Source organism: Catellatospora sp. TT07R-123, assembly GCF_018327705.1.
Classification (GTDB): Bacteria; Actinomycetota; Actinomycetes; order Mycobacteriales; family Micromonosporaceae; genus Catellatospora.
In genome coordinates, this window is record NZ_BNEM01000001.1 from 2,723,887 (window position 1) to 2,748,111 (window position 24,225).

The following is a 24,225-nucleotide window of genomic DNA, read 5'->3' on the forward strand; positions in this document are numbered from 1 at the left end:
CTTCTTCACGAAATCAGGGCTTCTCCGGGTCCTCCGGGTCGTCCGGCGTCGGCGAGCCGGGACCCACCCAGCCGTTGGCCTCCGCGTCCGGGGTCGGCGCACCGGGGCCCACCCACTTGTCCGGCGTCGGGGAACCAGGGCCGACCCACTTGTCGGGCTCGGACACCTTGTCGACGTTCTCCACCACTCCCAGCTCCTCAAGCTCGGCGAGGGTGACCGCGTCGATGTCGACAAGCTCGCCAACGCCGTGCGCGACCCCGAAGGGGTCGGTCCAGGCGACCGCCAGTCGCACCAACATCGTTTGCTCGGCCTCCCCCGCGATCGGCATAATTCGATCGGACAGCGATCCACAAGACCACGACCAGCGTCACGGTCTTGCGTGCACGAAACTGTAGCCGCGCGGCGGTGTTGCCGTATGCCCCTTGTCGAGTTAGCTACACCAGGACGACAACATTCCCGGAGGTCAGGCCATACTGGACCTCCGGCGAACTGGCGGAGACGTGAACACCCCAACTTGCGTGCACTGTTCCCGAGTGGCAGGCCCGGACGACAGGTTCTGCGGCGGCTGCGGGGCGAGCCTCACTCCACCGTGCGTCCACTGCGGACGCGCGGTGGCCTTCGGTGACGCTTTCTGCACCGGTTGCGGCAGCCCGCTCACCGCGCCCGTCGCCGCCGTCGTGCACGAGGACCGGCGCCAGGTCAGCGTGCTGTTCCTGGACATGGTGGGCTTCACCACCTTCTCCGAGCAGGCCGACCCCGAGCAGGTCCGCACCCTCCAGCAGGAATACTTCGCCACCGTGCGCCAGGTGGTGCGCCAGTACGGCGGCGTGGTGGAGAAGTACATCGGCGACGCGGTGATGGCCATCTTCGGCGCACCCGTGGCCACCGAGACCGACGCGCTGCGCGCGGTGCGGGCCGGGCTGGAGGCGCAGCGCGTGCTCGGCCGCGGCCGCCTCGGCACCGCCGTCGCCTTCCGGGCCGGGGTGGCCACCGGCGAGGCGCTGGTCGACGTCGGCGCCGCCCGCGACGGCGGGCAGGCCATCGTCGCCGGCGACGTCGTCAACACCGCCGCCCGGCTCCAGGCGGCCGCCGAGCCCGGCTCGGTGCTGGTGTGCGCCGAGACCGCCCAGACCACCGCCGAGGACATCGAGTACGACGAGCGCCCCGCGCGCACCCTGCGCGGCCGTACCGCCAGCAGCCGGGTGTTCCTGGCCGTCTCCGCCCGGCTGCGCCGCCGCGACCGCGACGAGTCCACCCCGATGGTCAACCGCGACCACGAGCGCGGGCTGCTGGTCACCGCGCTGCACCGCAGCATCCGCGACCGCAGCACCCAGCTGGTCACCGTCTTCGGCCCGGCGGGCATCGGCAAGAGCCGTCTGCTGCGCGAGCTGTCCCGCCACGCCGAGCGCATCCCGGACACCGCCGTCACCTGGCGGGTGGGCCACTGCCCGCCCTTCGGCGAGAACGTGACGTTCGCCGCACTGGCCGAGATCGTCAAGGCGCAGGTCGGCATCCTCGACACCGACGACGAGGGCACCGCGCGCACCCGGCTGGAGACCGCGCTGCGGGCGATGGTCGGCGAGCTGGAGGCGGCGCGGCTGGCCGACGCGCTCGGCCCCCTGGTCGGCCTGCCCGGCGCGGGGCTGAGCCCCGGCGAGACCGAGTCGGCGTGGCGGCGGTTCCTGCTGGCGATGACGAAGGCGGCGCCGACGGTGCTGGTCTTCGAGGACATGCACTGGGCCGACGAGGCGATGCTGCGCTTCGTGGAGATGCTGGGCAGCATCGGGCCGGGGGTGCCGCTGCTGGTCATCGCGACGGCCCGGCCCGAGCTGCGCGAGCGCCGCCCCGACTGGACCAGCGCGGTCACCGGCGCGGTGTCGGTGTCGCTGGGCCCGATGCACGACGAGCACATCGCGGCGATGTACCGGCTGATGTTCGGTCAGGCCGTCTTCCCCAGCACCGGGGTCAAGCCGCTGGTGGAGCTGGCCGGAGGCAATCCGCTCTACGCCCATGAGTTCGTCCGGATGCTGGTCGAGCGCGGCGAGCTGCGCCCGGTCGGGGCCAACTGGGCGCTGGCGGGCGGCGACACCACCCCGATGCCGCAGACCGTGCAGGCCGTCATCGCCAACCGGCTCGACCTGCTCGACCCCACCGACCGGGCGGTGCTCCAGGCCGCGGCGGTGGTCGGCACCCAGTTCTGGCCGGGCCCGGTCGCGGCCGCGCTCAACGTCACCCCCGACGTGGTGGTGCGCTCGCTGCGGCGGCTTCAGCAGCGCGACATCGTGGCCGAGCACCCGGCCTCCGCCATGGCGGGCGAGCCCGAGTACGGCTTCCGCCACGTGCTCGTGCGCGACGTCTGCTACCAGCGGCTGCCGCGGGCCGAGCGGGTCAGCCGGCACCAGCGCACCGCGGACTGGCTGGAGCAGATCAGCGACAACCGCGCCACCGACCTGGCCGAGGTGCTGGCCAACCACCGCTGGGCCGCGCACGAGATCGCCCGGACGCTGGGCATGGACCCGACGCCGTACGCTCCGCCCGCCCGCGCGGCGCTGCACCGGGCGGCCCTGCGCGCGTACGCGCTGCACGCGCTGGACACCGCGGCGATGCTGGTCGACCGGGCGCTGAGCCTGAAGCTCGACGGCGACCCGGTGCTGGAGCTGTTCTCCATCGAGCTGGCGCTGTTCCGCGATCCCGCCGCCTTCGGGCGCGACAACGGGGTGCAGCAGCTGGCCGATCTCGCCGAGGAGCTGACCCGGGCCGGGGAGCGGGCCGCCGCGGCGCGGGCGCTGACGCTGCTGGGCACGGTCGCCTGGAGCCGGGCCGACCGCGCCGCGACCCTGGCCTACCTGGACTCCGCCGTCGAGCGGTACGAGGAGCTGCCCGAGACCCTGGAGAAGGCCGAGGCGCTGCTCGAACTGGCCCGGGTGCACATGATGAACTTCGAGACCGAGCCGGCGATCGCCGCGTCGGAGGCGGCCGCCGACATCGCCGACCGGCTGGGGCTGGCCGAGGCGCGCGCCAACGCCCGGATCACCTCGGCGATCTCGCGGTACATGGCCGGGGACCCGACCGGCTTCGCCGACCTGGAGGTGCTCACCGACCACTGCCGCGAGCACCGGCTGACCAGCCGCCGCCGGGCGGTGCAGAACCTGGCCTGGGCCTGCCTGGAGGAGGGCGACCTGGCCCGGCACTACCGGCTGCTGGCCGAGCAGCGCACCGTGGACGTGGCGGGCGGGCTGAGCCTGGCCACCAGCTTCCACAAGGAGGCCGCCGACGCGTACTTCGCGGGCGACTGGGTGACCCAGGTGCGGGCGATCAGCGAGACCATGCGCACCAACGCCGCCGAGTGGGACCCGACCTCGGTGCTGACCTCGTCATGGATCCGGGTGCTCCGCGGCGAGCCGACCGACGACGACGCCATCGAGCAGGTGCTGCACCTGGCCCGGCGCAGCGGCTTCCACCGGGTGCTGCGGGGGGCGGCGGCGCACGCGGCCCTGTGCCGGGCGTTGCAGGGCCGGGCCGAGGAGGCCGTGTCGCTGCTGGGCGAGCTGGACCGCGACTGGCGGGCCCGGGTGATGCTGCCGTACGGCGAGTGGGCGGCCGCGGCGGGCCACGCGGGCAGCGTGCTGGGCGCGGAGGCGGCCGTGCGGGTGCGGACCATGCTGGAGCTGTCGCCGCGGCGTACGCCGTGGGTCCAGGCCGCCCTGGCGACCGTGACCGGCGACCACCTGGCGGCCGCGGCGCACTTCGCCCGGATCGGCGACGCCAGCGACCGCGCGCTGTCGCTGTCCTGGGCCGCCCGCACCGGCGGCCTGGACCAGCCGCTGCTCACCGAACTGCACGACTTCGCCGCCCGCAACCACGCGCCGGGCCTGCTCCCCCCGCCCCCTACGGCCTCAGCCACCCGCCCCGGTGCCGCCCGCCCCTCGCGCCGCACCCGCCCACCCCGTTGATCGACGGGCCGGGAGGTCAGGCGGCGGGAGCCGGGGTGGGGGTGGGGGCGTTCTTGAGTTTGGCGGCGTAGATGTCGACGTACTGGCGGCCGGAGAGCTCCATGAGCTCGTACATGATCTCGTCGGTGGCGGCGCGTTCGACGAAGCGGTCGCCGGCCATGCCCTCGTAGCGGGAGAAGTCGAGCGGGGCGCCGAAGCGGATGCCGACACGCATCACCCGGGGAATGATCTTGCCGGTCGGCTGGACGACGTCGGAGTTGAGCATCGCGACGGGGATCACCACCGCGCCGCTCTCCAGCGCCAGCCGGGCCACGCCGGTCTTGCCGCGGAACAGGCGGCCGTCCGGCGAGCGGGTGCCCTCGGGGTAGATGCCGGCCAGGCCGCCCGCGCGCAGCACCCGCAGCTGGGTGTCCAGGGCCGCCTGCGCGGCCCGGCCGCCGGAGCGGTCCACCGGGATCGTCCCGGTGCCCACGAAGAACATCTTGGTCAGCCAGCCCTTGAGCCCCTTGCCGGTGAAGTACTCCGCCTTGGCCACGAAGGTGACCTTCCGCTTCACGACCAGTGGCATGAAGATGGAGTCCGAGAAGGAGAGGTGGTTGCTGGCGAGGATCGCCGGACCGGTGTCGGGCACGTGCTCCAGGCCCTCCACCTGCGGACGGAAGATCAACTTCAGCAGCGGCCCCAGGATGATGTACTTCAGCAGCCAGTAGAGCACTTAGTCCCGTCCAGGTCTGATTGGGCGAACGTGGCATGCATCGCAGAGCCTACTGCCGCAACTCGGGGGAAACGTGTCAGGATTTGATGCGGTGCCCACCGGCGCCGATCGAGCCCCATAGCCGCCAAGGAGTGTGTCAGGTGCCAGCCACCGACGACCCGGACCGCACCCCGGCCGAGCCGGCCCGGGGCGGCCACTCGGGCGACCAGGCCACGCCCGAGCAGGTGGACGCCGAGTTCGCGCGGATCGTGGCCGCCTTCGACCGCCCGGTCGCCACCCCCACCTGGCCCGCGCCCGAGGAAGCCCCGAGCAGCGGAACCACCGCCGGGCCGATCTGGCCTGCCGGCGGGCCCATGCTGAACCGCCCCGCACTGTCCGGCGACCCGCGCGCGGCCGGACCGCACGACCCGTCGCTGCTCGACGGGCTGGACACGTTCGGTTCCGGGCTGCCCGACGACGCCCCCGAGGAGTTCGTCCCGCCGCCGCCCCCGCCGCTGCCCCGGGTCCCGTTCGCGGCGGTCCTGGCCGTGGTGTCGATCGTGTTCGGTTTCGTGCTGTTCTTCGACACCAGCCTGCTGCCGCTCAACGAGCGGGTGAACATGCTGCTGGCGCTCACCGGCATCCTGGGCGGCGCGACCGCGCTGGTGCTGCGGCTGCGCCCCGGCGACGAGGACGACGAGCAGCCCCACGACGACGGCGCGGTGGTCTGACCGCCCGGGGCCCGACAGGCCGTCCGGCCGGATACCCGGCCGGACGGTGACCGGCGCCGTCAGCTCGACTTCTCCAGCCAGTCGAGGATGGCGTCGATGGGCTCGCGCCACCGCGTGTCCAGCATCAGGTCATGGCCCATGCCCGGGAACAGCAGCGGGGCGCCGCCGTAGTGACGGGCCACCCGGCGCAGCGCCGACGCGGACACGATCCGGTCGTCGGGGCTGCCCACGACCAGCACCGGCGGGTCGCCCACCGGCGGCTCGGGCTTGCGTCCGGCCAGCAGCTGCCACTGGGCGCGGCTGGAGGCCCGGCCCAGGCGGGCGGCGTAGGCGCGGCCCGCGCTGGCGGGCAGCTCCCGGCTGAACAACTGCCCGGCGGGCAGCCGCAGCCCGGCTCCGAACGCCGCCGGCAGGCTCACCGTCGGGTTGCGCAGCGCGGTGCCCAGGCCGCCGAAGACCGGCGACAGCAGCACCGCGGCGCGGGCCGGGTAGCGCGCGAGCGCGTGCGCGGTCACCAGGGCGCCGGCGCCGTGGCCCACGATCACGGCCCGGCGCGGCAGGCTCGCCGCGGCCTGGGCCACATCGTGGGCGTACGCCCGAAGGTCCGCCTTGCGCACCTTGGCGCTCTCGCCGTGCCCGCGCAGGCTCACCGCGTACGCGGCGAAGCCCCGGTCGGCGGCGTGCTCCAGCCAGTGCTCGGCGAAGACCCAGGCCCCGTGGCCGAAGCCGGGGACGAACAGCACCGGCGGCTTGCCCTCGTCGACCTCCGGCGTGGCCCGGCGCAGCTCGCGCCGCGCGGGCGGCACGGGGAACGCCCACTCGCGGACGCGGATGACCTTCATCGGGCCGCCCCTTCGACGCTGACCTCGTCGAGCAGCCGCTGCACGGCCTTGAGGTACGTGGTGTGGCTGATCTCGAACCAGTGCCGGGTCGAGTCCTTGACCTTCGCCGAGGTCCAGCGCCGGTCGAGCTCGCCCTCCAGCTTGCGCTGGACGGCGACCGCCTTGGCCGGGGCCGCCTCGCGCAGCCGCAGCATCCGCGCGAACAGCACCATCTGCCAGTGCACCAGCGGGAGCAGGCCCGAGTCGGGCTGGAGCAGCCCGGCCACGGCCAGCGTCGGCTGACGGCGCGGGAACGCGTGCAGCGCCAGCTTCGGGCGCCCGGTGGCGTCGATGCCGAGCAGCGCCGGGTCGAGGAAGTCGAACCTCGTCTCGTACCCGGTGGCCAGCACGACCAGGTCCGGCTCGATCACCTCGCCGCCCTTGAGCTCGACGTCGCTGCGGTGGAACCGCGCGATGTCGGGCACGGGCGTGATCGTGCCGTGGCCCAGGTGGTAGATCAGCTGGCTGTTGACGATGGTGTGCGTCTCGTAGATCTTGTGGTCGGGCCTGGGCAGCCCGAACCGCGTCAGGTCGCCCACGGTCGACTTCAGCGTGCGGTGCGCGATGAACTGCCGCGCCTTCAGCGGCAGGCGCAGGAACAGCATCAGGTCGTTGACCTGGTCGGTGGGGCGGCCGAGGGTGAACTTCGGGGTGTACCAGTACCCCCGGCGGCTGGAGTGCCAGCACCTGCTCGCCTGCTGGGCCGCCTCGACCGCGATGTCGCAGCCGGTGTTGCCCGCCCCGACCACCAGCACCTTGCGCCCGCGCAGCTGCGCGGCGTCCTTGTACTGCGCCGAGTGGATGACCTCGATCTTCGTGTCGTCCAGGCCCTCGTAGGCGGGGCGCTTGGGCGACCAGTTGTGCCCGTTGGCGATCACGACCGCCGCGTACCGGTGGATGCGCTCGCCGCCGAAGCCGCCGGTGGAGCGGGTGGTGACGTCCCAGCGGTCGCCCTCGGCGGGCTCGACCTTGACCACCTCGGTGCCGAACCAGATGCTCTTCTTCAGGTCGAAGTGGTCGGCGTAGTGCTCCAGGTATTCCAGCACCTGGGTGTGCTTGGGGTAGTCGGGCCAGCTGTCCGGCATCGGGAAGTCGGGGAACTGCGTGAACGGCTTCGACGAGATCAGGTGGGTGCTGGCGTAGACCGGGCTGCGGTTGTGGCGCCAGTTCCAGGCACCCCCGACGCTGGTCTCGCGCTCGTAGCAGTCGACGCCGAACCCGTGCTCCTTGAGGTTCTTCATCGCCGTCAGCCCGCTGGGACCCGCGCCGATCACGCAGACCGCCCCGCTGCGGTCGTAGACCGGCCAGCCGTCCCGCCACGCCGTCGCGGGACCGCCGAGCTCCGGATCACCGTAGCCCGCTGAATAACTCACCCGCGACCTCCACATCTGTGCCTGGCACCGAAAGACGCAGTGCATCTTTCCGGGTGGCGGGCGCGGTTGTCCATACCGGGCGGCGGGGCGAAACGCTCGCTCAGGCCAGGTCGACCACCAGCGGGTAGTGGTCGCTGGCCAGCACCGCCTGCGCGGTCTCGTGCACCCGGTAGTCGCGCAGCTCCCAGCACGGGTCGAGCAGGACCGCGTCCAGCCGCCGGTCCGGCGCCCGGCACGGGAAGGTGCCCGCGTCCCCCCGCCCGGCCAGCACCGCGGCATCGGCCAGCCGCTCGGTGAGCAGGCCCCACGAGCTGCCGTCCGGGGTCTCGTTGAGGTCGAGGCCGACCACGATCGGCTCGCGCACCGCCGCCAGCGCCGGGGCCAGCAGCGCCGCCTGGCGCGGGCGCTCGGCGTCGTCGGTGGACAGATGGGAGCCCGCCACCGTGAACGGCTCGCGGCCGGGCACCTCGCACCGGGCGAAGACAGCACCCCGCATGTGCCGGCCGGGCGTGAGCGGGTAGCGCAGGCACCAGGTCTCGCGTACGCGCACCCGGAGGCTGGTCATGATCACGTTGCCCAGGCTGGGCAGCCCGCCCGCGCCCATCACCAGGCCGAACGAGTCGGCCAGCTGGGCGCATTTGGTGCGCCAGCGCCAGCGGCGCGGCGCCTCCTGCACGATGAGCACGTCCGGGTCGAGCCCCCGGACCACGGCGGCGAGCGCGGAGAGGTCATCGCGCAGCGAATGCACGTTGTACGACACGACGCGCAGAGTCATGCCCAACGCTTCTACCCCCTCTCGCCCTCCCCCACCCACCGCAACACGCCGACACGCCGACGCGCGCTCCCGCCGCGATCGCGGTCGGGACTCGTGCAGTTTCGGGGAAAGTGTTCGAAAGCGGGCCAAGATTCGTGCAGTTTCGCTGAAACTGCGCGAACTCGCGGAGGCCGAGTCGCCCGCGTGAGGCCTGGGGACGGCCCCCGAATCGGGGAAGGGGGCCCGCCACCGGCGACTGAGGCCGGTGGCGGGGGTGCTAGCGGCGGGCGAGGTCGGCGGCGCCGACGAGGCCCGCGACGTTGCCCATCTTGGCCGCGCGCAGCTCGGCCACCGGCAGGCGGCCGCGCTGGGCCAGCGCGTCCAGGTAGGACTGGCGGGCGGGGGTCATCAGCAGGTCACCGGCGTCGATGACGCCACCGCCGACGACCAGCACCTGCGGGTCCAGGATCTGCACCAGGTCGGCCAGGCCCTGGCCGAGCCAGTAGCCGATCTGGCCGAACGACTCGATCGCCACCTCGTCCCCGGCGTGCGCGGCGGCGGTGACGATGGGACCGCTGATCCCCTCGACCCGGCCGCCCGCCTTCGACAGCAGCAGTTCGGCCCGCTTGGGCTCGGCCTGCGCCCCGGCGCGCGCGAAGCGCACCAGCGCGTTGCCGCTGGCGTACTGCTCGATGCAGCCGTGGCGGCCGCAGCCGCACCTGTGCCCGTCGGGCACGGCCAGCATGTGCCCGATCTCGGCCGCGATGCCGTGCGCGCCGCGGACCAGGTTCCCGCCGAGCACGATGCCGCCACCGATGCCCGTGCCGACGGTGAACATCACCATCGAGTCCTCGGCGTCGGCGGCCGCGCCGTAGCGGAACTCCGCCCACGCGGCCACGTTGGCGTCGTTCTCGACCACCACGGGCAGGTTGACCGCCTTGGCCACGTACTCCCGAAGCGGCTCGTCTCGCCAGGCCAGGTTGGGTGCGAAGAGCACCGTCGACCGACTGGCGTCAATCCAACCGGCGGCGCCGATGCCGACCGCGTCCACCGAGTGATCGGCGGACAACTCCTTCACCACATCGATGATCACGTCCCGGGTCGCGGCGACGTCGCCGGCCGGGGTGTCGCGACGCGAGGTCGCGATTACGGTGCCGTCAGGATCAACCACACCGCCGAGCACTTTGGTGCCACCGATGTCCACGCCGATGGTGAGTGCCACGGCCGAACCCTTCCTTGCTGGGCTGTGCCGGCGGTGACGCTGAGGGTGCCCACGCCGTACGGACCGCCCCCGCGTGCGCGGGGACCACAACTACTTGGGCACACCCTAACGCCGCGGGCAGCCGCCACAAGCCTCGCCCGGCAAAGATCGACGTCAGAGCTCGGCGGGCGGGTGCGGTGTCGCCTTCCGGACTGCCTTCTTAGCTGGCTTGACACGCTCGGAGGTCACCGGGGTTTCCGGCTCGGAAACTCCCGGTGTCTGTTTCGCGACAACCTTCTTGGCAATCTTCTTCGCGACCTTCTTGGCCACGGGCGGCGCCGCCGCCGCGGTCGGCGTGTCGCCCTCCGGCGCGCCGGAGGCGGCCGCGCCCGGCGTGTCGTGGCCGGGCGGGCGGTGCGTCGCGTGGCGCCACACGTCGTCGGCGCCGGGCTGGGCCGTCGACACGCTGCGCAGGAAGCTGGCCAGCCCGGCGGCCAGGTCGCCGGCGCCGGTGGCGACCCGCTCCACGAACTCCGGGTCGGGGTCGCGTACGGCGGCGATCACCCGGCACAGCGGGCAGATGCAGCACTCGGCCGAGCCGGTGGCCAGGTGCGGGTTGGCGTTGGCGGCCAGCGTCGCGGCGGCCAGCGCGGCGGCGACGAGGCGCTCGGCCTCCTCGCGAGCGGTTCCGGGGGAGATGTCCATGCTCGCTCAGGCCGCCATTTCCACGCGCTTCTTGAGCTCCTTGAGCGCGGTGTCCATGATCGCCTTCTCGGCCTTCTTCTTGAACATGCCGAGCATGCCGATGCTGAGGTCCACCGAGAGCGTGTAGGTCACCGTGCAGGTGCCGTCGCCGTTGTCGACGATGTCGTACGACCCGTCCTGGGCCTTCTGCATCTTCGACGGGGCGACCAGGTGCCACTCGATCCGCGAGATGTCCTCGGCGTAGTCGTAGTGCAGCGTGTACTCGTCGGCGACCATGCCGGCGTCGATGACGAAGCGCACGGTGGCCGGGTAGCCGTCCTCGTACTCCTCCAGCACCTCAGCGACCTTGATGGCCTGGGTCCAGCGCGGGTACGAGGCATAGTCGCAGATGACCTCGGCGATGCGGGCCGGGTCCGCGTTGATCACGATCGACTGGGAGGAGGAATCCGCCATGACCAGCAGGCTACCGGTCGAACCCGGCGCGGTCGCGACGCGGCGCCCCGAGAGCACCACCACCGCCCCACGCCCGGCCCCGAAAGCCCGTTTTAGCATTGACGTTGACCTATCTGGAGGACTATTTTCCAAGATCCGTCCTCCAGATAGGCCAGCGTCGATGCTAAGCCGTGCCCGCGAAGGCGGGCGCCAGCAGCGCAGCGCTACAGTGCCCAGGGACGGGGCCGCTCGCGGCCGCGCGCCCCAGTGAGTGCAAAGGAGCGCATGGTGCGGCAGTTCTCGCAGGCCCCGGTGGTGACGATCGGCGACACCGCGCGCCTGACCGATCCGGTCTGGGCCAACGCGGCCGAGGTGCCGCAGCTCGTCCAGTTCTCCCGGCGCACCGCCGGCGGCTGGGACGACGTCACCTGCGCCCAGTTCCACGCCGAGGTCGTCGCCACCGCCCGCGGCCTGGTCGCGGCCGGGGTGAACCCCGGCGACCGGGTCGCCCTGATGAGCAAGACGCGATACGAGTGGACCCTGATCGACTACGCGATCTGGGCCGCCGGCGCGGTCACCGTGCCCATCTACGAGACCTCCAGCACCGAGCAGGTGCAGTGGATCCTGGCCGACTCGGGCGCGGTCGGCTGCTTCGCCGAGACCGCCGCGCACGAGGCCCTCGTCCGCGAGGCCGCCCCCGGCCTGGGCCGGGTGTGGCGGATCGAGGGCGGCGACCTGCCCACCCTGGTCAGCCTCGGTGGCGACGTCGACGTCCAGGAGATCGAGAAGCGCCGCAGCGGCGGCAGCGTCGACGACCCGGCGACCATCGTCTACACCTCCGGCACCACCGGCCGCCCCAAGGGCTGCGTGCTGACGCACCGCAACATGCTCTCCGACATCGGCAACGCCATCCCGGCGCTGGACGTGCTGTTCGCCCCCGGCGCCTCGACCGTGCTGTTCCTGCCGCTGGCGCACGCCTTCGCCCGGCTGCTCCAGCTGGGCGTGGTGCAGGGCCGGGTGAAGACCTCGCACACCGCCGACACCCGCAACCTGGTCGAGGACCTGGGCGCGTTCCAGCCGACGTTCCTGCTGAGCGTGCCGCGGGTGTTCGAGAAGGTGTTCAACAGCGCACGGCAGAAGGCGCAGGCCGGCGGCAAGGGCGGCGTGTTCGACCGGGCCGAGGCGGTCGCGATCGCGTACAGCCGGGCGCTGGACGCCCCCGGCGGGCCGGGCCTGGGCCTGCGCCTGAAGCACAAGGTCTTCGACCGGCTCGTCTACACCAGGCTGCGCGCCGCCCTGGGCGGCCGCTGCCACAGCGCCATCTCCGGCGGCGCCCCGCTGGGCGAGCGGCTGGGCCACTTCTTCCGGGGTGCGGGCCTGCGGGTGCTGGAGGGCTACGGCCTGACCGAGACCTCCCCCGCGATCACGTTCAACCGCGCCGACGCCCAGAAGATCGGCACCGTCGGCAAGCCGCTGCCCGGCGTCACCATCGCCATCGCCGAGGACGGCGAGATCCTGGCCCGCGGTGAGGTGATCTTCCGGGAGTACTGGAACAACCCCGCCGCCACCGCCGAGGCGGTCGACGCCGACGGCTGGTTCCACACCGGTGACCTGGGCTCCCTGGACGAGGACGGGTTCCTCAGCATCACCGGGCGCAAGAAGGAGATCATCGTGACCGCGGGCGGCAAGAACGTCGCCCCGGCCGTGCTGGAGGACCGGGTGCGGGCGCACCCGCTGGTCAGCCAGTGCATGGTGGTCGGCGACCGGCAGCCGTTCATCGGCGCGCTGATCACCGTCGACCCGGAGGCGCTGCCCGGCTGGCTGGCCGAGCGCGGCCGCCCGGACACGCCCGTTTCGCAACTGTGCGACGACCCCGACCTGCGCGCGGAGATCCAACTGGCGGTGGCCGAAGCCAACCGCGCCGTGTCGGCGGCCGAAGCCGTTAAGGTGTTTCGCATTCTGCCCCGTGACTTCACCGAGGCCACCGGTGAGCTGACCCCGTCGCTGAAGGTCAAGCGCGCGGTCGTGATGAAGGAGTACGCGGACGAGATCGATGCCATCTACCACCGCTGACCGCAGACCCCTGCTGCGCCGCATCCCCGCCTCGCAGATAACCGCGATCGCCGTACGCGGCATCATGCTCGCGCTGGTCACCGTGCTCATCCTGGCCGCCACGCGCGACGTCGCGGAGCTGCGCTGGGTCGTGCTGCTGGTGCTGGCCGGGCTGCCCGCCGTGCTCGCGCCCCGGCACCGCTTCGCCGCGCCGCTGGGCCGCTTCGCCGAGGTCATCCTCGTCGGGCTGGGCGCCAGCGCCGTCGCGCTCGCCGCCGACCAGGCCGGCACGGTCACCGACGGCGTCGGCGCGGCCGCGCTGCTGCCGTACCTGGCCGTGCCGATCACCGCGGCGATGCTGCAGAACCGGCCGCTGGAGTCGGCCGGGCTGCTCGGCGTCGCGACGCTGACGCTGACCGCCGCGGGCTGGTTCACGATGACCCCCGAGGGCACCCGCCAGCTGGCCAGCGTCGGCTACCTCGCCATGTGCGCGCAGTGGCTGATCCTGGCCGCCATCGGCACCATCACGACCGGGGCGATGCAGCGCGCCGCCCTGGCCCGCCGCGCGCCCCAGCCGTATGCCGAGGCGACCCGGCTGCTGACCCAGCTGCGCCAGGTGGCCCGGCAGCTGCCCGGCGCCACCCTGGACCCCGGCAGCATCGCCGAGCACCTGCTGGAGGAGCTGCGCCCGCTGGGCCGCCCGCAGCGGGCCGCGGTCTTCGCCGCCAGCGGCGCGGGCCGCCTGGTGGTGCTGGCCCAGTTCGGCGTCGAGGCCGACGACCAGTCGACCCGGGCCGCCTGGGAGACCAGCCTCGACTCAGACACGGCCGTGGCCGACGCCTGGGCCAGCCAGCAGGCGCAGGTCTCCGGGCGCACCCAGCTGCGCTCGCGCGAGGAGAACGGGCCGGTGTCGGCCCTGGTGGTGCCGCTGGTCGCGGGCGTACGCACGGTCGGCCTGGTGGCGCTGGAGCGCGACGGGACCAACGGCTACCCGCAGGCCCTGACCGGCCGGATCGTGAACGCGGCGACCCCGGCCGCGCTGCGGCTGGAGGCGGCGCTGCTGTTCGAGGAGGTCCGCTCGATCGCCACGAACGAGGAGCGGCAGCGGCTGGCCCGCGAGATCCACGACGGCGTCGCCCAAGAGCTCGTGATGATCGGGTACGGCGTGGACAACGCCCAGGCCACGCTGCCCGAGGGCACCGAGGAGACCGCCGCGGAGCTGCGCGTGCTGCGCGCCGAGATCACCCGGGTGATCACCGAGCTGCGGCTGAGCCTGTTCGAGCTGCGCAGCGAGGTGGACCGGCACGGCGGCCTGACCGCCGCGATCGCCGAGTTCGCCCGGATCTCGGGCAACCAGGCGGGCCTGAAGGTGAATCTGTCTCTGGACGAGGCCGGGCGCCTGCCCGCCTCGATCGAGTCGGAACTGCTGCGCATCGCGCAGGAGGCCATCACCAACGCGCGCAAGCACGCCAACGCCGCCAACCTGTGGGTGACCTGCACCGTCGACCCGCCGTACGGCCTGATCGAGGTGTCCGACGACGGCCGCGGCATCCCTGACGAGCGCACGGACGGGCGCTACGGTCTTGCGATCATGGCGGAGAGGGCGGAACGTATCCGTGGCCGGCTCGAAATTCGACCTCGGGACCCGGTCGGGACCACGGTTGCCGTGGTCGTGGGCGGTTCCCCTCGACAGGATGCCAAGGCGACGCGATAACGTGTGACACTCCTCAGCGGCAGCGGGGGTGTCAGAAGGGAAGTAAAGCGGGCATGACTACCAGCACTGTGCCGACGGGCCGTACCAAGGTCCTGCTCGTCGACGACCACGACCTGATCCGCAAGGGTCTGCGGCACGCGTTCGAGCGCGACCGCCAGTTCGAGGTCGTGGGCGAGGCGAGCACCGCCGCCGAGGCTGTACGCCAGGCCGGTGCGCTGCACCCGGACGTGGTCATCATGGACCTGCGCCTGCCCGACGGCAGCGGCCTGGAGGCCACCCGCACGCTGCGCAAGTCCAGCGCCACCATGGGCATCGTCGTGCTGACCATGTACGCCGGCGACGACCAGCTCTTCGGCGCCCTGGAGGCCGGCGCGAGCGCCTTCGTGCCCAAGACCGCCCCCGCCGACGAGGTCGTCGCGGCGGCCCGCCACGCCGCCTCGGCGCCCAGCGCGTTCACCGCGGCCGACCTGGCCGAGGCGATGAAGCGGCGGCTGACCCCGAGCGGCCCGCAGCTGTCCCCGCGCGAGGGCCAGGTGCTCAAGCTGCTGGCCGAGGGCATGAGCGTGTCCGGGATCGCCAAGCAGCTGTTCGTCAGCGAGTCGACCGCCAAGACCCACATCTCGAAGCTGTACGAGAAGCTGGGCGCGGCCAACCGGGCCCAGGCCCTGATGACGGCGCTGCGCCTGGGCCTGCTGCAGGCTCCCGACGCCCCGAACCTGTCCTGATGGGCCGGCACGCGCAGTCCAGCGGTGACGACCTGCTGCTCACCGACTGGCGCTCGGACCGGCTGGGCGCGGCCCGGCGGGGAGACAACCCGCTGGTCATGGCCAAGCTCAACAGCGGCTACGCGGTCTTCGGCGACACGCAGCACCTCCCGGGGTACTGCGTGCTGCTGTCGGACGTCGACGGGGCCGACCACCTCACCGATCTCACCCGCGCCCAGCGCACCGCGTTCCTGGACGACATGGGGCTGCTCGGCGAGGCGGTCTTCGCCGCGTGCAACGGGTTCGACCCGGCGTTCCGGCGGCTCAACTACGAGATCCTCGGCAACTCGCTGCACCAGCTGCACGCCCACATCCACCCGCGCTACTCGTGGGAGGCCCGGGAGTTCCGCGACGGCCCGGTGTGGCGCTACCCGAACGAGGTACGCCTTTCGGAGGACAACGACACCCTCGTGTCCGCCCGGGCCGAGGAGTTCGACCACCTCCGCGAGGCGATCACGGCGGAGCTCGCCCGCCTCGTGTGAACGCGTTTACGGCGCCCGCATTCCGTGCACATACGGAGTGCGGGCGCCGTCGCTTGTCCGGACCACGCCCCACTCCACCTGGATGTATGGGACATTAGCCGAGGATCGGTACGCGTCCCACAGCGGCGAAGGGCGGTGCGGGCCCATGGGCAGCGACGTCAAGCAGCACGTGTACACCCGTGCCGATCGGGCGCGCTACCGGCGCAAGGTGCGCACCTGCCTGGATGTTTTCGCCCTGATGCTCGGGGAGTCCCAGTTCGACTTCGACCGTCCGCTCAGCGGGCTGGAGGTCGAGTTCAACCTGGTCGACGACCTGGGGCAGCCCGCGATGCGCAACGCCGACGTGCTGGCCGCCATCGGGGACCCGAACTTCGTGACCGAGCTGGCCCAGTTCAACGTCGAGATCAACGTGCCGCCGCGCGAGCTGGCGGGGGCCGGCCTCGACGTCTTCGAGACCGACGTCCGGGCGATGGTCAACGCCGCCGACGGCAAGGCGCACACCGTGGGCGCCCACCTGGTCATGATCGGCATCCTGCCGACGCTGCGGCTGGAGCACCTGGTCAAGGAGAACCTGTCCGCCAACCCGCGCTACGCGCTCATCGACGAGCAGGTGTTCGCGGCGCGGGGCGAGGACGTCGCCATCCGCATCGACGGGGAGAACCCACTGTCGGTCACCGCCGACAGCATCACCCCCGAGGCCGCCTGCACCAGCGCCCAGCTGCACCTACAGGTCAGCCCGGCCCAGTTCGGGGCGTACTGGAACGCGGCCCAGGCCATCGCCGGGGCGCAGCTGGCCGTGGCCGCCAACTCGCCGTTCCTGTTCGGGCACCAGCTGTGGCACGAGACCCGCATCCCGCTGTTCAAGCAGGCCACCGACACCCGCCCCGAGGAGCTCAAGTCCCAGGGCGTACGGCCGCGCGTCTGGTTCGGCGAGCGCTGGATCACCTCGGTGTTCGACCTGTTCGAGGAGAACGTGCGCTACTTCCCGGCGCTGCTGCCCGAGTGCGCCGAGGACGACCCCGCCCAGGTGCTGGCCTCCGGCGACGTGCCGGAGCTGGCCGAGCTGCGGCTGCACAACGGCACCATCTACCGCTGGAACCGGCCGGTCTACGACGTCTCCGACGGCCTGCCCCACCTGCGGGTGGAGAACCGGGTGCTGCCCGCCGGGCCGACCGTCGCCGACATCATGGCCAACGCGGCGTTCTGGTTCGGGCTGGTGCGCACCCTGGCCGAGGGCGGCCTGCCGGTGTGGTCGCGGATGCCGTTCAGCGCCGCCGACGAGAACTTCTACACCGGGGCCCGGCAAGGCATCGACGCGCACCTGTTCTGGCCCGACCTGGGCTACCTGACCGCCACCGAGCTGGTGCTGCGCAAGCTGCTCGGCCTGGCCCACCAGGGCCTGGACAGCTGGGGCGTCGCCCCGGCCACCCGGGACCGGCTGCTGGGCATCATCGAGCAGCGCTGCCTGCGCAAGCGCAACGGCGCCTCCTGGCAGATCGAGACGGTACGGGCGCTGGAGGCGAACGGGGTGGCCCGGCCCGACGCGCTCAACCGCATGTTCGCGGCGTACCGGGAGCACATGCAGGCCAACCTGCCCGTGCACGAGTGGCCGGTCGCGGCCTAGCCGGTCAGTTGCCGGCCAGCAGCTCGCGCAGGCGCGCGGCCTGGAGGTCCCAGCCCCACTCCTGCTCGACCCAGGAGCGGCCGGCCGCGCCCATCTTCGCCCGCAGCGCGTCGTCGGCCAGCAGCTCGACCAGGCGCGCGGCCAGCGCCGCCACGTCCCGGCCGCCGACCACGAACCCGGTCTCGCCCTCGCGCACGGCGTCGGGCGCCCCGCCGGAGTCGCCGGCCACCACCGGCAGCCCGGTCGCCGACGCCTCCAGGTAGACGATGCCCAGGCCCTCGACGTCCAGGCCCCCGCTGCGGGTGCGGCACGGCATCGCGAACACGTCCCCGGCCGCGTAGTGCTCGGGCAGCTCCCGCCACGGCACCGAGCCGGTCAGCACCACGTGGTCGGCGACGTCCAGCTCGCGGGCCAGCCGCTGCACCGTCGGCCGGTGCGGGCCGCCGCCGACCAGCAGCAGGGCCGCGTCGGGGACGGCGCGGCGGACCAGCGGCAGGGCCCGTACCAGCGTGTCCTGGCCCTTGCGCGGCACCAGCCGGGACACGCACACGATCACCGGCCGCCCGGCCAGCCCGTGCCGGGCCCGCACCGCCGAGCCGTCCACGTCCGGGTGGTACGCGGCCGCGTCCACGCCCGGTGCCAGCCGCCGCAGCTCGGTGCGCTCCCCCAGCGCCCGCGCCAGCCGGGTCCGCTGGTATTCGCCCAGGTAGGTGAGCACGTCGCAGCCGTCGGCGATGCGCCGCAGGGCGCTGCGCGCCCCGGGCAGCGCCGCCCAGCCGATCTCGTGGCCGTGGGTGACGCCGACCGCGCGCTCAACCCCGGCCCGCTTGCTCAGGCCCTGGGCCAGCAGGCCGAGCGGGGCGGCGGCGCCGAACCAGACCCGGTCGCAGCCCTCGGCGCGGGCGATCTCCGCCGCACGCCGGGCCACCTGCGGGGTGGGCAGCAGCACGCCGGTGCGCTCGCGGATCACCGGGTAGGGCTGCTCGGCGTCGAAGGGGGCCGGGTCGCGCCAGGTGGAGGCGTAGACGACGAGCTCGCCGCCGGGCTGGCGCAGCGCGAGGTTGTGCAGGAACTGCTGGATGCCGCCGGGGCGGGGCGGGAAGTCGTTGGTCACCAGCAGCGTACGCATCCGCGCAGCCTACCGGCCCCGCCCGGCCACCCGGCCGGGTCCCGGGCCCAGCTGGAAGCGATGATCGCCGTCTGCGGTCAGAACATGGCTCTGGAGGGCAGGTTCTGACCGCAACTGGCGATCATCACGGGCCGCGGAGGCGGCTAGATGATTGATTCCTAATCAGGGTTGGTTTGGTCCGTGGTCTTGACGCGGGTATGGGGAAGGGTATCGATGTCAGTGTGTGAAGACAGACCTCGATACCCTTCTGACGGCACTGTACGTGTTCGTCGATGACCATGTCATCACCGCGTCCCGGCGCCGTCCCGGACGCCCGAAGAAGCTGACCGACGCCGAGCTGGTCTGCCTGGCCGTGGCGCAGGTCCTGCTCGGGTTCCCGTCGCAGCACCACTGGCTGCGGTTCTGCTACGGCAGGCTCGGCCGCATGTTCCCGTACCTGCCCAAACAGGCCGGCTACCACAAACGCGTCACCGCGGCCGCGCCGCTGATCACCACCGTCATCACACGCCTGGCCGCCCAGACCCCGGCCGGCCACGACGGCATCCGCCTCATCGACGCCACCGTGATCCCGTGCGGGATGTCCCGCCAGACCGCGATCGGCTCGGCCCTGGCCGGATGGGCCGGGTACGGCTACTGCAGATCGCACTCCCGCTGGATCTGGGGCCTGAAGCTCTACCTCGTCACCGCCTTGGACGGCACACCGGTCACCTGGTGCCTGGCCACCCCGAGCCTGGGCGAACGAGAAGTCGCCGCCGAACTGCTCGAACACGCCCGCGACCACGGCCTCCTACCCGCCGGAGTCGTGCTCATCGGTGACAAGGGCTTCGCCGGCCGCGCGTTCGAGCAACAGACACGCGACCTGAAAATCGTGTTCATACGCCCCGACCGCCGCGACGAAGCCCGACGCCACGGCAACCTGGCCCCGGTCCGTCAACGCATCGAATCGATCTTCGACACCCTGAAAGGTCAGCTCAGCCTCGAACAGCACGGCGGGCGCACACCCGCAGGGGTGCACGCCCGCATCGCACAACGCCTGGCCGCCCTCGCAGCCGTGATCTGGCACAACTGGCTGACCGACGCACCCGAGAAACGATCACTGACCGCGTACGACCATTAGGAATCAGTCATCTAGCGCTCGCCTCGGGCGTAGGCGCGGGCGGCGGCGATGCGCTCGACCGTGGTCGGGTGGCTGCCGAAGAGGGTCTGCTCCCAGGCCGGCGGGTCGGGGTCGCTCAGGTTGACCAGGGACAGCCGCTGCTGCATCCGCTCGAACGCGGCGGGGTCGTCGGTCAGCCGCAGCGCGTGCTCGTCGGCGCGCGCCTCGATCAGCCGCGACACGTACGACTGCACCGGCCCCGCGAACAGCCCGACCACCGTCACCACCGCCAGCAGCAGCCCGATCGCGCGCGGCTCCCCGATCGAGGCCACCCCGGCCCGTTGCAGCAGCCAGGACCAGCCGCCGAGCAGGAACAGCCCGATCACCGCCAGCGCCGCGCCCAGCGCGCCGATCACCGTCCCGATGACCACGTCGGCGTCCTTGGCGTGGCCCAGCTCGTGCGCGGCCACGGAGACGATCTCCTCCGGCGGCGCCTCGCGCAGCAGCGTGTCGTACACGACGATGCGCCGGGTCGGCCCGATGCCGCTGACGTACGCGTTGACGGCGGTGGTGCGCCGGGAGGCGTCGGCGACCAGCACGTCACGCACGGGCACCCCGTCCCGCTGGGCCAGCTCCATCAGCTCGGTGCGCAGCGGGCTGGGCTCCATCGGGGTGAACTTGTTGAAGACCGGCTCGACCAGCACCGGGTAGACGAAGCTGAGCAGCACCACCAGCCCGGCGGCGCCGGCGGCGGCCCAGGCCCACCACCAGTTCGGGGCCAGCCGGGTCAGGCTGAAGAAGCCGAGCAGGGCGATCGCGCCGATCACCGCGCCGACGCCGTACCCCTTGAGCTGGTCGACCGCCCACGGCCCCCAGCTCTGGGTGGACAGTCCGTAGCGGACCGACACGGTGTGCGCCCACGCCGCGAACGGCAGGGTGACCAGGTCGGACACGAGCAGCACCAGCAGGCCGCCGACGAGCACCTTGGCCAGCCACGGCCCGGGGACCAGGTCGACGATCTTCGCCCCGAGCGGCGTCAGCCCCAGCAGCAGCGCCACGACCAGGCCGAGAAGCATGCTCGGGTACGAGATCAGCCGCGTCTCGCCCCGCAGCGCCCTGGCCCGCGCCACCCGGTCGGCGGGCAGCTGCGCCAGCGCGTCGAGCTGGTCGGCGCGCGGCGCGGGCGGCCGGTGCCACGGCACCAGCACCGCCGCGACCACGACCAGCGCGATCCCGAGCACGACGAACGACACCCACGCCCAGCCACGACTGCTCACCGCCCGATCCTAGGCGCCCCGCCGAAGCGGCCGCTCGGTGTCATCCGCAGCGCAGCGGAGGATGACACCGATTAAGGCCGCGTAGCGGGGCGCCCATGTCACAGCGCCTCAGCTGCGGGTGAGCCGCCGGACCAGCGACTCGGAGTTCATCGGGTACGCGCCGTGGCGCCGCACGCCGTCGGCGACCTCGCGGTCGGAGGAGACGACGACGACGGGCCGCCCGGCGGGCTCGGCGCGCACCAGGCGCCGGATCACCTCGTCGGCGGTCTCGCCCTTGCGGGAGAACAGCACCCGCACGCCCCGGGGCGGGGCGGGCAGGCCGTGCACCCGGTCGGCGCCGTCGAAGACCACGGTGACCTCGGCGCCGGTCTGCGCGGCGACCCCGCCCAGGCCGGTGATGAGGCGGTTGCGCTGCTGCTCCAGCGACATCTCGGCGAAACCGCGCTTGGTGACGTTGTAGCCGTCGACGACCAGGTGCGCCTTGGGCAGGGCGAGCAGCTGGGCCAGCCGGGCCGGGTCGTCGGCGTCCAGGGCGCGGTTGGCGGCGGTGGGGGCACCGGCGGTCTCGGCGTACGCGGCGGCGACGGTGTCGCCGGGCAGGACCTTGGCCGGGTCGAGGGCGAGCTCGCGGCGCAGCCCGACGGCGGCCTGCCCGATCGTCTCCAGCAGCAGCCACAGCCGGGCGTCGTCGACGGCGCGGGTGTCGCGGGCCGCCTGGCGGGCGTCCCCGGCGGCGGCCTCCAGATCGGCGACCCGGGAGCGCAGCCGCCGCAGCTCGGCCTCGTGGTCGCCGTGGCCCTTGGCCGCGCGCCCCTTCTCGATGGCCAGCAGCTCGTTGGCGCGCTTGAGGGCGGCCTGGGCCTCACGCAGCCCCTTGGCCGCGCTGCGGGCCTCCTCACGCACCTGGCCCAGCTCCTCGCGGACCCGGGCCAGCTCGTCGCGCAGCTTGTCGGCCTCGACCCGGGCCACGGCCCGGTCGTGCTCGGCGCGGGCGGACCTGGCCTGGGCGTCGCGGATCTGCTCGGCCACGGCCGAGCTCTCCGCCTCGGCGGTCACGGCCTGGCCGGCGACGTCGAGCAGCCCGCGCCAGCCCTCGGGTCTGGCCAGGTATGCCAGCGCCGCCACCTCGATCGGGTCGGCGGCGGCCGGGGCGACGCCGCCCAGCACGGCCGCGCCCAGTTCGCCGGTGTCGGCGAGCACCTTGCCGCTGATCCGCTGCCGGAACAGCGGGTCGCCGGACAGCTGGGTGGCTATCTGCGCGCCGCCGAGGCGGGCGCGCCGGTTGGGCGCGAACTTGGCGACCTTGCGCAGCGGCACGGGCAGCTCGTCGCCGGGCAGCGAGGTCAGCACGGCGGCGGCCATCGCGATGACGCGCTGGCGGACGGGTTCGGGCAGGATCGGCTCGGGGGCGAAGTCGGCAGCCTCCAGCGGCTCCCCGGAGGAAGCTTCGAACGAAAGTTCAGCGGCCGACATGCTCCTAGTCTTCCACCGACATACCGATCTTGTCGCTCAGGTTCGCGGCTGTTCCCGTGCGCCGACCGCAGCACTGTCACACCGGACGGTTAGCGTGCGGTCCGTGCCGTCCCCGAACCGCCCGGCGCCGGGCCAGCGCGCCCCCGGCGAGACTTTCGAGCAGCCGACGCTGGACGCGATGCTGGCCGATCCGCTGCAACTGGACCTGCGCAACACCACGTTCGTGGTGCTGGATCTGGAGACGACCGGCGGGGCGCCCGACGGCGGCGGCATCACCGAGGTCGGCGCGGTGAAGGTGCGCGGCGGCGAGGAGCTGGGCGAGTTCGCGACGCTGGTCAACCCCGGCGTGCCGGTGCCGCCGTTCATCACGGTGCTGACCGGGATCACCACGGCGATGACGGTGACGGCGCCGCCGATCGAGGCGGTGCTGCCGCCGCTGCTGGAGTTCCTGCACGGGGCGGTCCTGGTCGCCCACAACGCGCCATACGACGTGGGCTTCCTCAAGGCGGCGTGCGCCGCGCACGGCTACACCTGGCCGAATCCGCGGGTGGTGGACACGGTGGCGCTGGCCCGCCGGGTGCTGCTGCGCGACGAGGTGCCCAACCGCAAGCTGGGCACGCTGGCGGCCTACTTCCGCATTCCCGAGCAGCCCAACCACCGCGCCCTGGCCGACGCGAAGGCGACCGTCGGGGTGCTGCACGCGCTCATCGCCCGCCTGGGCGGGCACCGGGTGCACACGCTGGGCGAGACCATCGAGTTCGTCAAGGCGGTCAGCCCGGCCCAGCGGGCCAAGCGCCACCTGGCCGAGGGCCTGCCGCACGCCCCCGGGGTGTACCTGTTCCGCGCCGGCGACGGCCGCCCGCTGTACGTCGGCACCTCCAACGACATCGGGACCCGGGTGCGCAGCTACTTCACCGCCGCCGAGCGCCGGGCCCGGATCAAGGAGATGCTGCACGTCGCGGAGCGGGTCGAGGCGGTCGAGTGCGCGCACGCGCTGGAGGCGCAGGTGCGCGAGCTGCGGCTGATCGCGGCGCACGCGCCGCCGTACAACCGGCGGTCCAAGCATCCCGAGCGGGTGCAGTGGCTGAAGCTGACCGACGAGCCGTTCCCGCGGCTGTCGGTGGTGCGGTCGCTGGCCGCCGACGGCGGGGCCTACCTCGGCCCGTTCGCGGGGCGGCACGCCGCGCAGGCGGCCGTGGACGCGCTGCACGAGGCGCTGCCGCTGCGGCAGTGCTCGCCGCGGCTGTCGCCGCGCCGGGCCTCGGCCGCGTGCGCGCTGGCCGAGCTCGGCAAGTGCCCGGCCCCCTGCCTGCTGGCCATCTCGCCCGAGGAGTACGACCGCGTGGCGGCCGCCCCGGTGCGCGCCGCGTTCAGCGGCGACCCGGACGCGGTGGTGCACCCGCTGCTGGCCCGGATGCGGGTGCTGTCGCAGGCGGAGCGGTTCGAGGACGCGGCGGCGGTGCGCGACCGGCTGGCGGCGTTCCTGCGGGCGGCGGTGCGCATGCAGCGGCTGTCGGCGCTGACGGGCATCGCCGAGCTGATCGGTGCCCGGCGCAACGCCGAGGGCGGCTGGGAGATCGCGATCATCCGGTATGGACGGCTGGCCGCGGCCGCCACCTCCGCCCCGCGCGTGCACCCGCGCCGCGTCCTGGACGCGCTGCGCCCCACCGCCGAGACGGTGCTCGGCGGCCTCGGGCCGGTCCCCTGCGCCACCCCGGAGGAGACCGAGCGCATCCTGGACTGGCTGGAGCGGCCGGAGACGCGCCTGGTGGAGACCACCGACGGCTGGGCGTCCCCGGTGCGCGGCGCGGCCCGCTGGCGCCGCCTGTCCCAACCGGTTCCGGCGACGGCGGCCTGACCGTTCGGGTATTCCGTGTCCGAAGCGTGTCC

20 protein-coding genes are annotated in these 24,225 nt (G+C 73.2%); 9 read left to right on the plus strand and 11 right to left on the minus strand.

Annotated features, from left to right (window positions below):
* Positions 1 to 13: 13 nt before the first annotated feature.
* Positions 14 to 298 (minus strand): hypothetical protein, encoded by a 285-nt coding sequence (locus Cs7R123_RS11550; RefSeq protein WP_212825926.1) that lies wholly within the window; start codon positions 296 to 298, stop codon positions 14 to 16.
* Positions 299 to 518: 220 nt separating this feature from the next.
* Between Cs7R123_RS11550 and Cs7R123_RS11555 the strand changes: the two genes are divergently transcribed.
* Positions 519 to 3,953, plus strand: coding sequence for an AAA family ATPase (locus tag Cs7R123_RS11555; protein ID WP_212825928.1), 3,435 nt, complete (start codon positions 519 to 521; stop codon positions 3,951 to 3,953).
* A 16-nt stretch (positions 3,954 to 3,969) separates the two neighbouring features.
* On the opposite strand, the gene Cs7R123_RS11560 is transcribed toward Cs7R123_RS11555, so the two are convergent.
* Complete coding sequence (locus Cs7R123_RS11560) at positions 3,970 to 4,668, minus strand: 1-acyl-sn-glycerol-3-phosphate acyltransferase (protein ID WP_212825930.1); 699 nt, start codon at positions 4,666 to 4,668, stop codon at positions 3,970 to 3,972.
* 140 nt (positions 4,669 to 4,808) lie between these two features.
* Between Cs7R123_RS11560 and Cs7R123_RS11565 the strand changes: the two genes are divergently transcribed.
* Positions 4,809 to 5,378: a hypothetical protein gene (locus Cs7R123_RS11565; RefSeq protein ID WP_212825932.1), complete on the plus strand. Its 570-nt coding sequence runs from the start codon at positions 4,809 to 4,811 to the stop codon at positions 5,376 to 5,378.
* 59 nt (positions 5,379 to 5,437) lie between these two features.
* Here the strand turns inward: Cs7R123_RS11565 and Cs7R123_RS11570 are convergent, their stop codons facing one another.
* The 6 genes from Cs7R123_RS11570 to Cs7R123_RS11595 form a co-directional block, all read right to left on the minus strand.
* On the minus strand, positions 5,438 to 6,220 hold the full coding sequence (locus tag Cs7R123_RS11570) for an alpha/beta hydrolase (RefSeq protein WP_212825934.1): 783 nt from the start codon (positions 6,218 to 6,220) through the stop codon (positions 5,438 to 5,440).
* Complete coding sequence (locus Cs7R123_RS11575) at positions 6,217 to 7,632, minus strand: flavin-containing monooxygenase (RefSeq protein ID WP_374706934.1); 1,416 nt, start codon at positions 7,630 to 7,632, stop codon at positions 6,217 to 6,219. Before Cs7R123_RS11575 ends, Cs7R123_RS11570 begins: the two co-directional genes overlap by 4 nt.
* Positions 7,633 to 7,732: 100 nt before the next feature.
* On the minus strand, positions 7,733 to 8,407 hold the full coding sequence (locus tag Cs7R123_RS11580) for an endonuclease/exonuclease/phosphatase family protein (RefSeq protein ID WP_212825938.1): 675 nt from the start codon (positions 8,405 to 8,407) through the stop codon (positions 7,733 to 7,735).
* 256 nt (positions 8,408 to 8,663) lie between these two features.
* Positions 8,664 to 9,608 carry an ROK family glucokinase gene (locus Cs7R123_RS11585; RefSeq protein WP_212825940.1) on the minus strand — a complete coding sequence of 315 codons (945 nt, stop codon included), beginning with the start codon at positions 9,606 to 9,608 and terminating at the stop codon, positions 8,664 to 8,666.
* Between the two features lie 153 nt (positions 9,609 to 9,761).
* Positions 9,762 to 10,292 carry a hypothetical protein gene (locus Cs7R123_RS11590; RefSeq protein WP_212825942.1) on the minus strand — a complete coding sequence of 177 codons (531 nt, stop codon included), beginning with the start codon at positions 10,290 to 10,292 and terminating at the stop codon, positions 9,762 to 9,764.
* Between the two features lie 6 nt (positions 10,293 to 10,298).
* Entirely contained in the window at positions 10,299 to 10,745 is a 447-nt protein-coding gene (locus Cs7R123_RS11595) for an SRPBCC family protein (protein WP_212825944.1), read from the minus strand.
* 267 nt (positions 10,746 to 11,012) lie between these two features.
* Between Cs7R123_RS11595 and Cs7R123_RS11600 the strand changes: the two genes are divergently transcribed.
* The 5 genes from Cs7R123_RS11600 to Cs7R123_RS11620 all read left to right on the plus strand — a co-directional run bounded on the left by Cs7R123_RS11600 (position 11,013) and on the right by Cs7R123_RS11620 (position 17,360).
* A complete protein-coding gene (locus Cs7R123_RS11600; protein ID WP_212825946.1) occupies positions 11,013 to 12,797 on the plus strand; it encodes a long-chain fatty acid--CoA ligase in 1,785 nt (594 codons plus the stop codon).
* Complete coding sequence (locus Cs7R123_RS11605) at positions 12,778 to 14,490, plus strand: histidine kinase (RefSeq protein ID WP_212825948.1); 1,713 nt, start codon at positions 12,778 to 12,780, stop codon at positions 14,488 to 14,490. Before Cs7R123_RS11600 ends, Cs7R123_RS11605 begins: the two co-directional genes overlap by 20 nt.
* A gap of 53 nt (positions 14,491 to 14,543) precedes the next feature.
* Positions 14,544 to 15,215 carry a response regulator transcription factor gene (locus tag Cs7R123_RS11610; RefSeq protein ID WP_212825950.1) on the plus strand — a complete coding sequence of 224 codons (672 nt, stop codon included), beginning with the start codon at positions 14,544 to 14,546 and terminating at the stop codon, positions 15,213 to 15,215.
* Positions 15,215 to 15,736 carry a diadenosine tetraphosphate hydrolase gene (locus Cs7R123_RS11615; RefSeq protein ID WP_212825952.1) on the plus strand — a complete coding sequence of 174 codons (522 nt, stop codon included), beginning with the start codon at positions 15,215 to 15,217 and terminating at the stop codon, positions 15,734 to 15,736. Before Cs7R123_RS11610 ends, Cs7R123_RS11615 begins: the two co-directional genes overlap by 1 nt.
* Positions 15,737 to 15,881: 145 nt before the next feature.
* Positions 15,882 to 17,360: a glutamate--cysteine ligase gene (locus tag Cs7R123_RS11620; RefSeq protein ID WP_212825954.1), complete on the plus strand. Its 1,479-nt coding sequence runs from the start codon at positions 15,882 to 15,884 to the stop codon at positions 17,358 to 17,360.
* Between the two features lie 4 nt (positions 17,361 to 17,364).
* Here the strand turns inward: Cs7R123_RS11620 and Cs7R123_RS11625 are convergent, their stop codons facing one another.
* Positions 17,365 to 18,489, minus strand: coding sequence for a glycosyltransferase family 4 protein (locus tag Cs7R123_RS11625; protein ID WP_212825956.1), 1,125 nt, complete (start codon positions 18,487 to 18,489; stop codon positions 17,365 to 17,367).
* A gap of 223 nt (positions 18,490 to 18,712) precedes the next feature.
* Between Cs7R123_RS11625 and Cs7R123_RS11630 the strand changes: the two genes are divergently transcribed.
* Positions 18,713 to 19,606: an IS982 family transposase gene (locus Cs7R123_RS11630; RefSeq protein WP_212825660.1), complete on the plus strand. Its 894-nt coding sequence runs from the start codon at positions 18,713 to 18,715 to the stop codon at positions 19,604 to 19,606.
* Between the two features lie 11 nt (positions 19,607 to 19,617).
* On the opposite strand, the gene Cs7R123_RS11635 is transcribed toward Cs7R123_RS11630, so the two are convergent.
* A complete protein-coding gene (locus Cs7R123_RS11635) occupies positions 19,618 to 20,862 on the minus strand; it encodes a M48 family metallopeptidase (RefSeq protein ID WP_212825958.1) in 1,245 nt (414 codons plus the stop codon).
* Between the two features lie 108 nt (positions 20,863 to 20,970).
* Positions 20,971 to 22,335 carry an NYN domain-containing protein gene (locus Cs7R123_RS11640; RefSeq protein ID WP_212825960.1) on the minus strand — a complete coding sequence of 455 codons (1,365 nt, stop codon included), beginning with the start codon at positions 22,333 to 22,335 and terminating at the stop codon, positions 20,971 to 20,973.
* Between the two features lie 103 nt (positions 22,336 to 22,438).
* On the opposite strand from Cs7R123_RS11640, the gene Cs7R123_RS11645 reads away from it, so the two are divergent.
* Positions 22,439 to 24,193 (plus strand): DEDD exonuclease domain-containing protein, encoded by a 1,755-nt coding sequence (locus Cs7R123_RS11645; protein WP_280517290.1) that lies wholly within the window; start codon positions 22,439 to 22,441, stop codon positions 24,191 to 24,193.
* Positions 24,194 to 24,225: the final 32 nt, after the last annotated feature.

Coding starts and splice junctions, on each gene's coding strand:
- Cs7R123_RS11605 (WP_212825948.1), top strand. CDS start 12,778: ATGCCATCTACCACCGCTGACCGCAGACCCCTGCTGCGCCGCATCCCC.
- Cs7R123_RS11620 (WP_212825954.1), top strand. CDS start 15,882: ATGGGCAGCGACGTCAAGCAGCACGTGTACACCCGTGCCGATCGGGCG.
- Cs7R123_RS11640 (WP_212825960.1), bottom strand. CDS start 22,335: ATGTCGGCCGCTGAACTTTCGTTCGAAGCTTCCTCCGGGGAGCCGCTG.
- Cs7R123_RS11610 (WP_212825950.1), top strand. CDS start 14,544: ATGACTACCAGCACTGTGCCGACGGGCCGTACCAAGGTCCTGCTCGTC.
- Cs7R123_RS11570 (WP_212825934.1), bottom strand. CDS start 6,220: ATGAAGGTCATCCGCGTCCGCGAGTGGGCGTTCCCCGTGCCGCCCGCG.
- Cs7R123_RS11580 (WP_212825938.1), bottom strand. CDS start 8,407: ATGACTCTGCGCGTCGTGTCGTACAACGTGCATTCGCTGCGCGATGAC.
- Cs7R123_RS11615 (WP_212825952.1), top strand. CDS start 15,215: ATGGGCCGGCACGCGCAGTCCAGCGGTGACGACCTGCTGCTCACCGAC.
- Cs7R123_RS11590 (WP_212825942.1), bottom strand. CDS start 10,292: ATGGACATCTCCCCCGGAACCGCTCGCGAGGAGGCCGAGCGCCTCGTC.
- Cs7R123_RS11550 (WP_212825926.1), bottom strand. CDS start 298: ATGTTGGTGCGACTGGCGGTCGCCTGGACCGACCCCTTCGGGGTCGCG.
- Cs7R123_RS11595 (WP_212825944.1), bottom strand. CDS start 10,745: ATGGCGGATTCCTCCTCCCAGTCGATCGTGATCAACGCGGACCCGGCC.
- Cs7R123_RS11625 (WP_212825956.1), bottom strand. CDS start 18,489: ATGCGTACGCTGCTGGTGACCAACGACTTCCCGCCCCGCCCCGGCGGC.